The sequence below is a fragment of the Oceaniradius stylonematis genome (assembly GCF_003149475.2).
GTDB lineage: Bacteria > Pseudomonadota > Alphaproteobacteria > Rhizobiales > Rhizobiaceae > Roseitalea > Roseitalea stylonematis.
Genome location: NZ_QFWV02000004.1, coordinates 209,307 through 223,759 on the forward strand (window position 1 = coordinate 209,307; position 14,453 = coordinate 223,759).

At 65.2% G+C, this 14,453-nt stretch carries 13 protein-coding genes; 3 read left to right on the top strand and 10 right to left on the bottom strand.

Annotated features, from left to right (window positions below):
* Positions 1–24 precede the first annotated feature (24 nt).
* Together argF and DEM25_RS04625 are read right to left on the bottom strand one after the other, a co-directional pair.
* Positions 25–945, bottom strand: coding sequence for an ornithine carbamoyltransferase (gene argF / locus DEM25_RS04620; RefSeq protein WP_109766908.1), 921 nt, complete (start codon positions 943–945; stop codon positions 25–27).
* A 35-nt stretch (positions 946–980) separates the two neighbouring features.
* Entirely contained in the window at positions 981–2,171 is a 1,191-nt protein-coding gene (locus DEM25_RS04625) for an aspartate aminotransferase family protein (RefSeq protein ID WP_109767031.1), read from the bottom strand.
* 352 nt (positions 2,172–2,523) lie between these two features.
* On the opposite strand from DEM25_RS04625, the gene DEM25_RS04630 reads away from it, so the two are divergent.
* The gene (locus DEM25_RS04630; protein WP_109767032.1) at positions 2,524–3,069 is read left to right on the top strand and encodes a GcrA family cell cycle regulator; all 546 of its coding nucleotides are present in this window, start codon (positions 2,524–2,526) and stop codon (positions 3,067–3,069) included.
* Between the two features lie 108 nt (positions 3,070–3,177).
* Here the strand turns inward: DEM25_RS04630 and phoB are convergent, their stop codons facing one another.
* From phoB to DEM25_RS04665, 7 genes are all read right to left on the bottom strand, one after another.
* Positions 3,178–3,870, bottom strand: coding sequence for a phosphate regulon transcriptional regulator PhoB (phoB, locus tag DEM25_RS04635; protein ID WP_109766909.1), 693 nt, complete (start codon positions 3,868–3,870; stop codon positions 3,178–3,180).
* A gap of 36 nt (positions 3,871–3,906) precedes the next feature.
* Positions 3,907–4,626, bottom strand: coding sequence for a phosphate signaling complex protein PhoU (gene phoU / locus DEM25_RS04640; protein ID WP_109766910.1), 720 nt, complete (start codon positions 4,624–4,626; stop codon positions 3,907–3,909).
* A gap of 41 nt (positions 4,627–4,667) precedes the next feature.
* Positions 4,668–5,414: a phosphate ABC transporter ATP-binding protein PstB gene (gene pstB / locus DEM25_RS04645; protein ID WP_245412821.1), complete on the bottom strand. Its 747-nt coding sequence runs from the start codon at positions 5,412–5,414 to the stop codon at positions 4,668–4,670.
* A 98-nt stretch (positions 5,415–5,512) separates the two neighbouring features.
* Positions 5,513–6,835: a phosphate ABC transporter permease PstA gene (gene pstA / locus DEM25_RS04650; protein WP_109766911.1), complete on the bottom strand. Its 1,323-nt coding sequence runs from the start codon at positions 6,833–6,835 to the stop codon at positions 5,513–5,515.
* Complete coding sequence (gene pstC / locus DEM25_RS04655; protein ID WP_109766912.1) at positions 6,832–8,319, bottom strand: phosphate ABC transporter permease subunit PstC; 1,488 nt, start codon at positions 8,317–8,319, stop codon at positions 6,832–6,834. Before pstC ends, pstA begins: the two co-directional genes overlap by 4 nt.
* A 165-nt stretch (positions 8,320–8,484) precedes the next feature.
* Positions 8,485–9,519, bottom strand: a complete 1,035-nt coding sequence (locus DEM25_RS04660; protein WP_109766914.1) for a substrate-binding domain-containing protein — start codon at positions 9,517–9,519, stop codon at positions 8,485–8,487.
* Positions 9,520–9,653: 134 nt separating this feature from the next.
* Entirely contained in the window at positions 9,654–11,030 is a 1,377-nt protein-coding gene (locus DEM25_RS04665; protein ID WP_245412760.1) for an ATP-binding protein, read from the bottom strand.
* A gap of 167 nt (positions 11,031–11,197) precedes the next feature.
* On the opposite strand from DEM25_RS04665, the gene ppk2 reads away from it, so the two are divergent.
* A complete protein-coding gene (gene ppk2 / locus DEM25_RS04670) occupies positions 11,198–12,088 on the top strand; it encodes a polyphosphate kinase 2 (protein WP_109766915.1) in 891 nt (296 codons plus the stop codon).
* A gap of 10 nt (positions 12,089–12,098) precedes the next feature.
* Here the strand turns inward: ppk2 and DEM25_RS04675 are convergent, their stop codons facing one another.
* Entirely contained in the window at positions 12,099–13,229 is a 1,131-nt protein-coding gene (locus tag DEM25_RS04675; protein ID WP_147393272.1) for a hypothetical protein, read from the bottom strand.
* Positions 13,230–13,484: 255 nt separating this feature from the next.
* On the opposite strand from DEM25_RS04675, the gene DEM25_RS04680 reads away from it, so the two are divergent.
* On the top strand, positions 13,485–14,441 hold the full coding sequence (locus tag DEM25_RS04680) for an NAD(P)H-dependent flavin oxidoreductase (RefSeq protein ID WP_109766917.1): 957 nt from the start codon (positions 13,485–13,487) through the stop codon (positions 14,439–14,441).
* Positions 14,442–14,453: the final 12 nt, after the last annotated feature.

Sequence of the window (14,453 nt, forward strand, 5' to 3'; positions counted from 1 at the left end):
CGTGTCTTTCCGCTTTGCGCCCGGTCAGGCGAGGCTCTCGCCCAGACACCATGCGATAATGGCCTTCTGGACATGCATCCGGTTTTCGGCCTCGTCCAGCACCACCGATTGCGGACCGTCGATGACCGCGTCGGTGACCTCCTCGCCCCGATGGGCGGGCAGGCAATGCATGAACAGGGCGTCCGGCTTGGCATGGGCCATGAGCGCCTGGTTGACCTGATAGGGCATGAACACATTGTGGCCGCGGGCACGTTCCTCCTGGCCCATGGAGACCCAGGTATCGGTGACGACGGCGTCGGCGTCTTGCACCGCGGTTTCGGGGTCATGGGTCACGGAGACCTTCGCCCCTTGCCCGCGCGCCCAGTCCATATAGGCACGATCGGGCTCATTGCCACTGGGCACGGCGACGGCCAGCTCGAAGGCGAAGCGGGCGCTGGCCTCGATCATCGAATGCAGCACATTGTTGCCGTCACCCGACCAGGCGATCTTCCTGCCGGCGACCGGACCGCGATGCTCCTCGAAGGTCATCACATCGGCCATGATCTGGCAGGGATGGGTTGCGTCGGTCAGCCCGTTGATGACCGGGACGGTGGCGGCGTCGGCCAGTTCGGCGAGCCGGTCATGCTCATGGGTGCGGATCATGATGATGTCGACATAGCGCGACAGGACGCGCGCGGTGTCGGCGATCGTCTCGTCGCGGCCGAGCTGCATTTCGCCGCCGGTCAGCATGATCGTCTCGCCGCCAAGTTGACGCATGCCGACATCGAAAGAGACGCGCGTTCGCGTCGACGGCTTTTCGAAGATCATGGCCAGTGCCTTGCCTTCGAGCGGGCGCGCGGCGGTGCCGGCCTTGTGCGCGGCCTTGCCGGCCAGGGCGGAGTCGATGATGGTGCGCAGATCGGCCGCGGTCACGGCGGACAGATCGAGAAAATGGCGAGCACTCATGAATAAAACCCGTAACTGGACAGGGATCGGGCGCTTCAGGCGCCGGCGTGGGTCGAAAGGGCGCGAGCGGCGGCCTCGAGACGGGCAAGCCCTTCGCTGATTTCCTCGTCGGAGACGATCAGCGGCGGCAGGATGCGGATCACATTGTCGCCGGCCGGCACAACGAGCATGTGACCGTCGAAAAGCGCGCGGACGACATCGGTGTTCGGCACGACGCATTTGAGGCCGGTCATCAGCCCCTTGCCGCGCACCTCGCCGAAGATGTCCGGGAAACGGTCGACCAGCGAGACGAGACCCTGCTTCAGGCGCAGGGCCTTTTGCTCGACCGCCTCGAGAAAGCCGTCTTCGAGCATCACGTCAAGCACGGCATTGCCGACCGCCATGGCCAGCGGATTGCCGCCATAGGTGGTGCCATGGACGCCCGGAACCATGCCGCTGGCGGCCTCCTCGGTGGCAAGGCACGCGCCGACCGGGAAGCCGCCGCCGAGCGCCTTGGCGGTGGCCATGATGTCGGGCGCGATGCCGGCATGCTCATGGGCGAAGAGCCGTCCGGTGCGGCCCATGCCGCACTGGATCTCGTCGAAGATCAGCAACAGGCCGTGCGCGTCGCACAAGTCGCGCATTGCGCGGAGCGTTTCGTCGGGCACCGGCCGGAGGCCGCCCTCGCCCTGCACCGGCTCGATCAGGACCGCGGCGGTCTCGCCGGTGATCGCCGCCTCCAGCGCATCCATGTCGCCGAAGGGGACCTGGTCGAAACCGGGGGCCTTGGGACCGAAGCCTTCGAGATATTTGGCCTGGCCGCCGGCGGCGATGGTCGCCAGCGTACGGCCGTGGAAGGCACCTTGGAAGGTGATGATGCCGACCCGATCGGGCTCGCCTTTCGCATAAAAGTAACGGCGCGCCGTCTTGATCGCGCATTCGACCGCTTCGACACCCGAATTGGTGAAGAAGACGCGATCGGCAAATGTTGCCGCGCACAGGCGTTCGGCCAGCCGCTCCTGATCGGGAATGCGGTAGAGGTTGGATGTGTGCCAAAGCTTGCCGGCCTGCTCGGTGAGCGCGGAAATCAGATGCGGATGGGCATGGCCGAGCCCGTTGACCGCGATGCCGCTGCCGAAATCGAGAAAGGTGCGGCCGTCCGTGTCATGCAGCCAGCAGCCTTCGCCGCGCTCGACAGTGAGCGGCACACGGGCATAAGTGTCGAACAGGGCCGATTGGCTGGTCATCGAACGGCGTCCGGCGGCTTGCCCGGAGCGGTCGGCGCCGGGCTGAAAACACAAAAACCGCCCTTGCGAGCGGCCGTTATCTCCTTAGAGCCGCCGGCGGGTTTCGTCAATCGTGCCGCCTTCGCGCGGCGGACCCGGCATACTCGCCGTCGGGCCAAGTTGGGGAAAAAGCACAAAACGATTCCCATGCGACGAGCCGACTCTTGAACAGGAGTCAACCGATATTGTAGCTTGTCAGCCGGAGCAAACGCCCAAGCAGAATGACGTTCCCCGGTTTTGCGTATCGTCGCCGGCCCTTGTCCTCAAGGCCGAGCAACGGGTCCGGATTCTGCCTGTCGAAACGGAGATGATCGTGAGCTGGACCGACGAACGCGTTGAAATGCTGAAGAAGCTTTGGGCCGACGGGCTGAGCGCCAGCCAGATCGCGGCCAAGCTCGGCGGCGTGAGCCGCAACGCTGTGATCGGCAAGGTGCACCGGCTCAAGCTTTCGGGCCGCGCCAAAAGCACCAAGAGCGCGGCGCCGAAGATCAAGCGGCCGTCCGCGCCGCGCACCAATCTCGGCGGCGGCAACGGCGGCGGCGCGCGAACCAATGCCTATGGTTCGGCTATGCAGCGTGGCGGCGTCAGGCAAGGCATGGCGGCAACCGCGCTCAAGCAGGATGCCGACCCGCAAGCCCTGGTCGTGCCCGACACGCGCCCGATCGAGGATGTCGTCGTGCCGATCGCCAAGCGGCTGATGCTGACCGAACTGAACGAAAACACCTGCAAATGGCCCTATGGCGACCCGCTGACGGACGAGTTCTACTTTTGCGGCCACGGGACCGACGACGGTTCGCCTTATTGCAAATATCACGGCAAGCTGGCCTTCCAGCAAAACGACCGTAAGCGCGCCCGCTAGAACGGTTCCAAGGCTTCTCCCCAAAAACATGGCGTAACAAATTGGCCGCGGCCCGGTGCTGCGGTCTTCTGTGTCGGGCGTTGTCGCGCTTGAACGTGTCTGCGCGGCTCAGGAGCCTTCGAGCGCGTAGCCGGCGCCGCGCACGGTGCGGATCGGATCGCGCAGGCGGCCGAAATTGATCGACTTGCGCAGGCGGCCGATATGCACGTCGACGGTCCGGTCGTCGACATAGATGTTCTCGCCCCAGACCCCGTCGAGAAGCTGACCACGCGAAAAGACGCGGCCCGGCGCCTGAAGGAAGAATTCCAGAAGCCGGAACTCGGTCGGCCCGAGCTTGATCTCGCGCCCGTTGCGGTAGACCCGATGGGTCTCGCGATCGAGCTCGATGTCACCGACCTTGAGCAGCGATGCCATGATCTCGGGCCGGGCACGGCGCAGCATCGCCTTGACCCGGGCCATCAGTTCGGGGGTCGAAAAAGGCTTGACCACATAGTCATCGGCGCCGGTCGACAGGCCGCGAATGCGCTCGGATTCCTCGCCGCGCGCGGTCAGCATGATGATCGGCAGGCGCTGCGTCTGGGTTCTGGCACGCAGGCGGCGGCACAGTTCGATACCGCTGAGGCCCGGCAGCATCCAGTCGAGAATGAGCAGATCGGGCGGCGTCTCACGCAGCGCGATCTCCGCCTCGTCGCCGCGCAGCACGGTTTCGACCGTGTAGCCTTCCGATTCCAGATTGTAGCGAAGAAGGACGCTCAGGGCTTCCTCGTCTTCAGCGACCATGATCCTTGGTGTCGCACCCATGTCCGTCGTCTTCCGTCAGTCGTGCAGCGTGTTGGCCTACTGCCCCTCTCCGGCCTCGACGCTGATCTTGTGGCTCTTGTCGTCCTTGGGCCGGTACGGCGGCATCCGGTCGCCCTCGACCATGTAATAGACGGCCTCGGCGATGTTGGTGGCGTGGTCGCCGATGCGCTCGATGTTCTTGGCGCAGAACAGGAGATGGGTGCAGGTGGTGATGTTGCGCGGGTCTTCCATCATATAGGTGAGAAGTTCGCGAAACAGCGATGTGTACATCGCGTCGATCTCGTCGTCGCGGTCGCGGATCATGGACAGCTTGTCGGTCGACAGCGTGCCGTAGGCGTCAAGCACTTCCTTGAGCTGCGCCAGCGTGAGCTCGCACAGATGCTCGATGCCACGCACCAGGCGCACGCCATGCTTGCCTTCGTTGATCGCCTCGACGCGCTTGGCGATGTTCTTGGCCAGATCGCCGATCCGTTCGAGGTCAGTGGAGATGCGGATGGCGGCGAAGACCTCGCGCAGATCGCTCGCCACGGGCTGGCGCTGGGCGATCACCAGCACCGACTTGTCGTCGATCAGCCGCAGCGCTTCGTCCAGCACCAGATCGTCGGTGACCACCCGGCGCGCCAGCTGCAGGTCGTTTTCGACCAGCGCGCGCACCGACTGTTCCATCATGCGCTCGGCGTGACCGCCCATCTCGGCAATCTTGTGAGCCAGGAAGCTCATGTCTTCTTCGAACGCGGTGACCGTGTGCTGGGACATGTTCTTGGTTCCGTTTCTGTTCGGAAGGCGGGTCGTGGCGATCAGCCGAAGCGGCCGGTGATATAGTCCTGGGTGCGCTTTTCGGACGGGTTGGTGAACATCGTCTCGGTGTCGTCCACTTCCACCAGCTCGCCCAGATGGAACATCGCCGTGCGCTGCGACACGCGCGCGGCCTGCTGCATGGAATGGGTGACGATCGCGATCGTGTAGTTCTGGCGCAGTTCGTCGATCAGTTCCTCGACGATGGCCGTGGCGATCGGATCGAGCGCCGAGCAGGGCTCGTCCATCAGGATGACCTCGGGCGAGACCGCAATGGCGCGGGCAATGCACAGGCGCTGCTGCTGGCCGCCGGACAGGCCGGTGCCGGGCTCCTGCAGCCTGTCCTTGACCTCATCCCAAAGGCCGGCGCCGCGCAGGCTCTGCTCGACGAGCGCCTCAAGGTCCGCCTTGGACCTGGCCAGACCATGGATGCGCGGTCCGTAGGAGACGTTCTCGAAGATCGACTTGGGGAACGGGTTGGGCTTCTGGAACACCATGCCGACGCGGGCGCGCAGTTCGACCACATCGATGGAGGGATCGTAGATGTCCTCGCCATCCATGGTGATCAGGCCGGTAACGCGGCAGCTCTCGATCGTGTCGTTCATGCGGTTCAGACAGCGCAGATAGGTGGACTTGCCGCAGCCGGACGGGCCGATCAGGGCGGTCACCTGGCGCTCGCGGATCTCCAGATTGACATCGAAGATGGCCTGCTTGTCGCCGTAGAAGACGTTGACGTTCTTGCCGTCCATCTTGACGGGAAACTCGTTGGAACCGGCCACCGCTGTCGCCGTGCCGTCGGCGAAGCCCTGCTGGGTATCGACTTTCATGTCCGTGGTCCTCATGTTCACTACCACCGCCGTTCGAACCTGCGGCGCAGGATGATCGCGGTGATGTTCATGACCGCGAGGAAAAGAAGAAGGATGATGATCGCGCCCGACGTGCGTTCGACGAATGCGCGCTCGGCCTGTCCCGACCACATATAAATCTGAACCGGCAGAGCCGTCGAGGGGTCGAAAGGCGTCGCCGGATAGTCGGCGACGAAGGCGACCATGCCGATCAGAAGCAGCGGCGCGGTTTCCCCGAGCGCCGTGGCCAATCCGATGATCGTGCCGGTCAGGATGCCGGGCGCGGCAAGCGGCAGGACGTGGTGGAACACCATCTGCATTTTCGAGGCGCCAACGCCGAGCGCGGCGGCGCGGATCGAGGGCGGGACGGCCTTGAGCGCCGCGCGGGTGGCGATGATGATCGTCGGCAGCGTCATCAGCGTCAGTACCAGCCCGCCGACGACGGCGGCCGAGCGGGGCAGACCCGCAAAGTTGATAAAGACGGCAAGACCGAGCAGGCCGTAGACGATCGAGGGCACGGCGGCGAGATTGTTGATGTTGACCTCGATGATGTCGGTCAGGCGGTTCTTGGGGGCGAATTCTTCCAGATAGATCGAGGCGGCGACACCGATCGGCAGCGCCAGCACGAGGACGATCGCCATCATGTAGAAAGAGCCGATGATGGCGACGCCCATGCCGGCGGTCTCGGGGCGGCTGGACGCGCCGAACGTGAACAGGCCCGTATTGAACCGGCCTTCCATGACGCCGGCCTCTTCCAGCGTCTGCATGTAGCCGAGCTGCCGGTCGTTGACGCGGCGCCGCGACTCCTCGACCGTCAGGTCGAACTGGCCCTTGGCGGCGCTGTCGATGTCGCCATGGGCCAGCACCCAGACCGTGCGCGTCGTGCCGATGATCGACGGGTCGGAGACGACGATGTCGCGCAATTGCGTGCGCACGCCCTGGGAAAGGAGCGAATTGGCATCGCGCCGCGCAGCGCGGTCGTCGGGATCGACGCCGAGCTTTTCGTGAAGCGCGCGCTGGGCGAGGAGCGGATAGTTGGCCGTCAGCAGCACCATCCGGTCGCTGTCGCGGTTTCCATCAGGGTCGATCACCTCTTCATCGAATTCGATATCGAGCTGGATCGAGGTCTGCCAGAAGGCGGTGTAGCCCTGGGCGATCACCGAGCCGAGCAGCAGGAACAGGAAGAACAGGCCCAGCGCAACCGCCGCCAGACCATAGGCGCGGAACCGGCGCTCGGCGGCGTAGCGTGCCTTCAGCCCGATGTCACGCGTGTGGCTGCGCGTGCCGGTGGCGGTCGTTGCCGGCGTCAGCGAGGCATCGGTCATTCGTACTGCTCCCGGTATTTGCGCACGATGTAGAGCGCATAGACGTTCAGCGCGAGCGTGATGAAAAAGAGCGTAAGCCCCAGCGCGAAGGCGACCAGCGTTTGCGGCGAGGTGAATTCAAGGTCGCCCGTCAGCTGGCTGACGATCTTGACGGTCACGGTGGTCATCGGCTCGAACGGGTTGATCGACAGGCGCGCGGCAACGCCTGCGGCCATGACGACGATCATGGTCTCGCCGATGGCGCGCGAGGCGGTCATCAAAAGCGCGCCGACGACGCCGGGCAGCGCGGCGGGGAGGATCACCCGCTTGACCGTCTCCGAGCGCGTCGCGCCAAGACCCAGCGAGCCATCGCGCATCGATCGCGGCACGGCGCTGATGATGTCGTCGGACAGGGAGGAGACGAAAGGCACCAGCATGATGCCCATCACAAGACCCGCGGTGAGCACCGAGGTCGCGCTGATGAAACTGCTGACCTCGCCGGTGGCGATGCCGGCGATCTGCCCGGACAGGTCGCGCAGGAACGGCCCGACCGTCACAAGCGCGAAAAAGCCGTAGACAATGGTCGGGATGCCGGCCAGCACTTCGAGCAGCGGCTTGGCGATCGACCGGAACCGGGAACTGGCATATTCGGCCATGTAGATGGCAGCGAACAGCCCGATCGGCACGGCAACCAGCATGGCGACGAAGGCGATGTAAAGCGTCCCGGCGAGCAGCGGGATCAGACCGAACTGGCCGGCCGCATCGGGGTCCTCGGCATTGGCAAAGCGCGGATCCCAAACCGTTCCGAAGAAGAATTCCTGCGGGGGAACCGACGAGAAGAAGCGGCCGGTTTCCGAGATCATGGACAAGACGATGCCCACCGTCGTCAGGATGGCGACCGTGGACGCCAGGACCAGACCGGCGTGAATGACGCCCTCGACGCGGTTGCGGGCCCGCAACTGGGCGCGGATCTGCAAAAGGCCGGCGGTGAAGCCGACAATCGAAAGGCCGATCACGGCGATCGATTTCCAGATGATGTTGGTGTCGCGCAGCGCATTGAGCTGTTGCGCCGACGCGATCATCCAGTCTTCGCCATTGCCGGCCAGCGCCACGCCCTTGTCGGCAAGCAGCGGTCGGAGCAGCACGAAGCCGGCGGTCGCCTGCTGCAGTTCACGCTCATCGAGAAGCCTCAAGCCTTCGGCAATCGCTTCGACGATGTTGATCGACAGGTCTTGCTGGGTCGCGCTTTGCTCGGCGCGGACGCTCTCGGGAATGGTGTCGCGGACCTGGTTGTCGATCAGGACGGGTGCGAAGCTCGACCAGGCAACCAGAAGCAGCAGCGCCGGTAGCGTCGCCCAGATCAGAATGAAAGAGCCGTAATAGCCGGGGCGTGAATGGAGTTTTGCGGTCTCGCCGCCGACGACCATGCGGGCACGCGCCGCGCCGGCCAGATAGCCGACCGCACCGATCACCAGCACGATGGCAATGATGGTTGTGGCGCTCATTGTGCCTTTCCCCCGGGGTCGGCTTCCGCTTTTCCGTCACCTGCGGGGACGCAAAACGGCTCTTCTGGATCGACAAGGCGCACGGCGACCGCCAATCGGCCGGATCATGCGAACGGAGCGCGGCCGAAGCCGGCCGCGCCCCTCGATGGCAAAGCCGGTCGCGGCTTAAAGGGTTTCGCCGGCGGCGAAGCTGGCGCGGGTGGCTTCGCGCTCCTCGTCCGGGGCGGCAACCAGGCCGTATTCGGCCAGCGGGCTGTCGGGGCCGGTCATCGCGTCGGAGATGAAGAACTCGACATATTCCTTCAGGCCGGGGATGACGCCGAGGTGCGCCTTCTTGACGTAGAAGAACAGCGGGCGCGACACCGGATATTCACCGGCGGCGATGCTCTCGGTCGTCGGGGTGACACCCGACATGGTGGCGACCTTCAGCTTGTCGGTGTTGTTCTCGTAGAACGCCAGACCGAACACGCCCATGCCTTCCTTGTTGGCATCGATGCGGGCCAGCGTCTCGGTGTAGTCGCCGTCAATGTCGACCGACTTGCCGTCCTTGCGAACCGCGTAGCAGTTCTCCTCGGCGGTGTCCTCGTCCATGCCGGCATCCATACGGGCCTGCAGGTCGCCAGCGGCCTCACAGCCAACCAGAAGAACCTTTTCCTCGAAGACTTCGCGGGTGCCGTGCTTTTCGCCCGGAATGTAGGCGGCGATTTCCCAGTCCGGGAAGTCGGGGTTCACGTCGGCCCAGGTCTCATTGGGGTTGTCGACCAGTTCGCCGTCGACGACGATCTGGGCGGCCAGCGCCTGGTACATGTGGATCGGCTCGAGCGCGAAGTCCGGGCCGTTGATGTCCGAAGCGAAGACGATGCCGTCATAGCCGATGCGGATTTCCTGGATCTCGGTCACGCCGGCTTCGGCGCAGCTCGCCACTTCGCTGTCGCGAATGGCGCGCGAGGCATTGGCGATGTCGATGAACTCGGTGCCGACGCCGCGGCAGAATTCCTTCAGACCGCCCGAGGAACCGCCGGACTCAACGATCGGCGTGGGGAAGTCGGGGAAGGTCTCGCCGAAGTTCTCGGCGACGATCGTCGCGTAGGGCAGGACGGTGGACGATCCGGCGACAGACACTTGGTCGCGCGCGTGGGCGGCCGTGGTCAGCGCGGTCGCGCAGAGGGCTGCAGCAAGTGCAACTTTCAAGGATTTCATGGGGTAACTCCCGGTAGGGCTCGTGTCCGATTAGCCGCAGGGCGGCCGTGGGCGCCAGCAATGGCTGGCAGGACCGTTTCTAGCGGCCTGCCCTTGCCGCTTTTATGACAGGATGGAAACAGTTTTATGACAGTTCAAGTTTCTGTTTTTTCGTCTTTTTCCGGATTCTGGTCTACGTTGTCCGCGACCATTGCAGGGAAGATGACATACACCCTCGTCCCCTCGCCGGGCCGCGACATTATCGTCAGCCGCCCCTCGTGCCGGGTGACGATGTGCTTGACGATGGCAAGGCCCAGTCCGGTGCCCTGCTTGCCCCGGCTGGTTTCCACATCGACGCGGTAGAACCGTTCCGTGAGCCGCGGAATATGCTCGCTCTCAATGCCCGGGCCATGGTCGCGCACCTCGATGGATGTCGCCGGCATTCCGCCCAGTTCGGCGGGCGTGGCGATGATCTCCACCCTGCCGCCGTCACCGCCATATTTGATGGCGTTCTCCACCAGGTTCTCGAAAAGCTGGATCAGCTCGTCGCGGCTGCCATGGATGAACACGCGGTCGTCGGGCAGGGCGGCGCGGTCGAGCGCGATGGCGATGTCGTTGCGGCCGGCCATGGGCTGGAAGGCGCCGACGACATGGACGAGGATGTCGATCAGGTCGACCCGCGCGAAGTCGGAGCGGCCGAGCGCCGTCTCGAAGCGGCTGAGCGACAACAGATCGTCGATCAGGCGCGACATGCGTTCGGCCTGTTCATGCATGATGGCCAGAAACCGGTCACGGGCGCCCTCATCGTCGCGGGCCGGGCCGGCCAGGGTCTCGATGAAGCCCGCCAGCGAGGCGAGCGGCGTGCGCAGTTCATGGCTGGCATTGGCGATGAAGTCGGTGCGCATGCGCTCGGCGCGGCGCAACTCGCTCAGATCCCTGAAATGAAGCAGGAATCCCCCTCGCCGGTCGGCGCCCGAGGCCAGCGCGGAGATCGACAGGAGAAACCAGTGCTCGCGCGGCGATCGTTCGAGAAACTCGACCGGGCCGGGGGCGCCGCCGGCCAGCGCCGACTGGATCATCTCCAGCACTTCGGGCGACCGGAAGCGGATCTGCACCGAGGCGCCGGGCCGCATCGCGCCCAGCATGCGCTGATATTGCAGGTTGGCGTGGCGCACCGCACCGCGCCGGTCGATCAACAGGACAGGATCGGGAATGCCGTCGAGGGCGGCAGCGAACGGTGCCGTCTCAAGCGCGCGAACGCCATCCGTTCCCGAGGCGGCGCGGCGACGTTCGGAGACCGTGCGGACAGGCGCGAGCAGGCATACGGCAAGCATCGCTGCCGAAAGCGCCAGGAACAGCGGCAGCGAGACATTGCCCCGGGCGACCAACATGCCGAACAGCACCAGGGCGGCCGCCAGCGGAAACCGGTGGGAGACAAGACGGCGACGCATTGCCGACAGGCGCATGGGCCACAGCCCCGTGTCTGCGCCCGGCAGGTCCTGGTCGGCCATGTCGCGTTCCGGCATTGTCATTGTCCCGCTCCGGCGCCCGCAGCGCCGCCTTCATGCTTATGGCGCCGCGCGGGCAAACGAAAGGCCGCGCGGCAAATCAGTTGTTTTCAATGCGCCCCGGGACGCGTTAGCTTCGCCCTAGCGGCACGATGACAACGCGGAGCAGGGCGGCCTTGGGGGAGACACAGATGGCATCTTTTGCGGCGGAGTACGGACGGGTTCTCGAACTGCCCGTCGACGGCGAAATGCGGCGTTTCGACATTGACGACCCGGACCTGCCCGACTGGGTCGACGACAATGTGCTTACATCCGGCGATTATCCCTATGACGAGCGCATGGATCGCGATGCCTATAACGACCAGTTGCGCGCTCTGCAGGAACAGCTGGTGCTGCTGCAAAGCCACATCGGGCAGTCGGGCGAGCGGATCATCGCTGTCTTCGAGGGGCGCGATGCGGCGGGCAAAGGGGGCACGATCAGCCGGTTCCGGCAGTATCTGAACCCGCGCAACGCGCGCGCGGTCGCCCTGCCAAAACCGTCGGACCGCGAGCGCGGTCAATGGTATTTCCAGCGCTATGTCGACCATTTTCCGACTGAAAGCGAGATCATCGCCTTCGACCGGTCATGGTATAATCGCGGCGGCGTGGAACCGGTGATGGGGTTCTGCACGCCCGAACAGCACACGGCCTTTCTGGGGGATGCGCCCAATTTCGAGCGCATCATCGTCGATGAGGGCATCCACTTTTTCAAGTTCTGGCTCAACATCGGCCGCGAGACGCAGCTCAAGCGGTTTCATGACCGTCGCCATTCCACGCTCAAGCACTGGAAGCTGTCGGATATCGACATTGTCGGCATGCACAAATGGGACGACTACACGCGGGCCCGCAACCGGATGATCGCCGCCACCCATACCCGGCATGCGCCGTGGACCGTGGTCCGATTCAACGACAAGCGGCGCGGCCGGATCGAGGTTCTGCGCCACATTCTGACGGCGATCCCGTTCGAGGGCCGCGACATGGCGCTGATCGGCGAGCCCGACCCCAGGATCGTCGGCGAGGGACTGGAAATGCTCGACGACTGAACGGCCGCGGTCAGCCCGGGTCGGCGCGGATGCGCGCCGACAAGAGGTTGATCGCCCGGCCGTCAGCCTCGATGTCGGACTGAAGGATCAGGAAACCGGGCTCTGACGGGGCGGCGCCCGCCGGCAGGTCCACATGGAACAGAAACTCTGCTTCCGACTGGCCGACATCGAAGCGGCGCCGGCCGCAATCGCCCAGCGGGCCGAAATCGCAGGTCACCGACATCTGCGTCGGCTCGCCATCGTCGGAGCGGGCGTTCAGGCTGATCTGGGCGCGGCTTCCGGCCAGCATCTGCAGCGTGCCGACGGGTACGTCGATATACACGCGGCCCTCGCCGGCGGGCGTGACCAAACGGGCGTAATCGCCGAACGGATCGGTCTCGATCGATGCCGTCGCGCCGCCTTCGAGACTCAGCGCGGCGGGATCGGCAGGCGTGAACAGGGTCACCCAATCGCCATCATCGAGTTGCGCGGCGGTGCGTGGCGCCGATCCCTCCCGTGCGCCGTCGCCGGCAAAATCCTCGTCGCGCAACTGGGCCGGCGGATTGGGTACGGAGGTGTCGCGCGCCTCCTCGCTGACGAACGCGCCCGAGGTAATGACCCACCACAGACCGCCAAACACCAGGGCGGCCGCGACAATGACGGCAAATCCGGTGGCGAACGGCCCGCGATCGATGCGCAGCGGCGAGCGGGGTACCGGCGGCTCGGTTTCGGCCCGCACCGCTTCGGCCTCGGCACGGGCGGCGTCGGCACGCGGCTCGACGTAAAGGCCGGCGTCCGGCCCCGCAGGCGATGACGGCGCATCGACGGCGGGAATGTCGGCGGTTGGCGAGACGTCCGGATCGGCGGCCACGGGCGGCACGTCCGGTGCCTCGGGCGCCGCTACATCGGGCGTCACAGGCGGGGCGGAAGGCGGCGGGGCAGCGGCGGATTGCGGTGCCCGCGTCTCGCGTTCAATCGCCTCGATCGCCTCGCTCAACCGGCTGGTCTGCGCGGCAAGGGCATCTGGCGTGACTTCCCCGCGCGCGGTCAGCGAGCGCTGCATCGCCGAGGCCGCGGCCTCATAGACGCGGCGCCGGAAGGCCGGATCATTGGCATCGCCCTTGGCGAGGGCCTTGCGCAATGCTGTCTCCAGAGAAGTCACCGCCCCGTTCCCCATCCGGTCCGGCGGCCCATGTTGATATGGCCGCCCTTGGCACGGGCATGGCACAATTGCACAAATGTGAAAAGCCCATGACCCTTTCCCGCGCCGGATGCCCTCCTTTGTCGACAGCAAAGTCGGTCTGCCGGCTCGGCCAGGAGGCGTTCCTCGCACCCAAGAGGCCCGCTTGCCGCTTGCGCCGGTGTGGAAACCTGCTAAATCTTACTTTTACGCAAACGTCAAAATTTTGAGCGACCGATGGCCCTTCCCGACATTTTGAAGACCGATCTGCGGCTGCCCGTCGTGGCCGCGCCCATGTTCATCCTGTCCCACCCGCCGCTGGTGCTGGCCCAGTGCAAGGCGGGCATCGTCGGCTCGTTTCCGGCGCTCAATGCACGGCCCGAAAGCCAGCTCGACGAGTGGCTGGCCCAGATCACCGAAGAGCTTGCGGCCCACAACGCATCCCATCCAGAGCGGCCGGCGGCGCCGTTCGCCGTCAACCAGATCGTGCACACCTCCAACAAGCGGCTCGAACACGATCTGACGATGTGCGTCAAATACAAGGTGCCGATCGTGATCTCGTCGCTGGGCGCCGTTCCGGAGGTCAACCAGGCGATCCATTCCTATGGCGGCATCGTGCTGCACGATGTGATCAACAACCGGCACGCCAATTCGGCAATCCGCAAGGGGGCCGACGGGCTGATCGCGGTAGCGGCCGGCGCCGGAGGCCATGCCGGCCCGCTTTCGCCGTTCGCGCTGATCCAGGAAATCCGCGAATGGTTCGACGGCCCGCTGCTGCTGTCGGGCTCGATCGCCACGGGGCAGGCGGTGCTCGCCGCCCAGGCGATGGGCGCCGACATGGCCTATATCGGCTCGCCCTTCATCGCGACCGAGGAGGCGCGCGCCGTCGACGACTACAAGCAGATGGTCGTCGACAGCGAAGCCAAGGACATCGTCTATTCGAACTATTTCACCGGCATTTCCGGCAACTATCTCAAGCCGTCCATCGCAAAGGCCGGCATGGACCCGGACGACCTGCCCGAAGCCGACCCCTCCAAGATGGATTTCTCCCAAGCCACCGGCGCCAAGGCGTGGAAGGACATTTGGGGTTGCGGTCAGGGGATTGGCGCGGTCAAGGCTGTGCGGCCGGTCGCCGACTATGTCGACCAGCTTGATGCCGAGTATGCGGCTGCACGCGCGGAAATCTGTGGCTGACGCGTTTGAGAC

Excerpts from the sequence above, each read along its gene's own strand:
- argF (WP_109766908.1), bottom strand. The coding sequence starts at position 945 with ATGAGTGCTCGCCATTTTCTCGATCTGTCCGCCGTGACCGCGGCCGAT.
- DEM25_RS04625 (WP_109767031.1), bottom strand. The coding sequence starts at position 2,171 with ATGACCAGCCAATCGGCCCTGTTCGACACTTATGCCCGTGTGCCGCTC.
- phoB (WP_109766909.1), bottom strand. The coding sequence starts at position 3,870 with ATGGGTGCGACACCAAGGATCATGGTCGCTGAAGACGAGGAAGCCCTG.
- phoU (WP_109766910.1), bottom strand. The coding sequence starts at position 4,626 with ATGTCCCAGCACACGGTCACCGCGTTCGAAGAAGACATGAGCTTCCTG.
- pstB (WP_245412821.1), bottom strand. The coding sequence starts at position 5,414 with ATGGACGGCAAGAACGTCAACGTCTTCTACGGCGACAAGCAGGCCATC.
- pstA (WP_109766911.1), bottom strand. The coding sequence starts at position 6,835 with ATGACCGATGCCTCGCTGACGCCGGCAACGACCGCCACCGGCACGCGC.
- pstC (WP_109766912.1), bottom strand. The coding sequence starts at position 8,319 with ATGAGCGCCACAACCATCATTGCCATCGTGCTGGTGATCGGTGCGGTC.
- DEM25_RS04660 (WP_109766914.1), bottom strand. The coding sequence starts at position 9,519 with ATGAAATCCTTGAAAGTTGCACTTGCTGCAGCCCTCTGCGCGACCGCG.
- DEM25_RS04665 (WP_245412760.1), bottom strand. The coding sequence starts at position 11,030 with ATGACAATGCCGGAACGCGACATGGCCGACCAGGACCTGCCGGGCGCA.
- ppk2 (WP_109766915.1), top strand. The coding sequence starts at position 11,198 with ATGGCATCTTTTGCGGCGGAGTACGGACGGGTTCTCGAACTGCCCGTC.
- DEM25_RS04680 (WP_109766917.1), top strand. The coding sequence starts at position 13,485 with ATGGCCCTTCCCGACATTTTGAAGACCGATCTGCGGCTGCCCGTCGTG.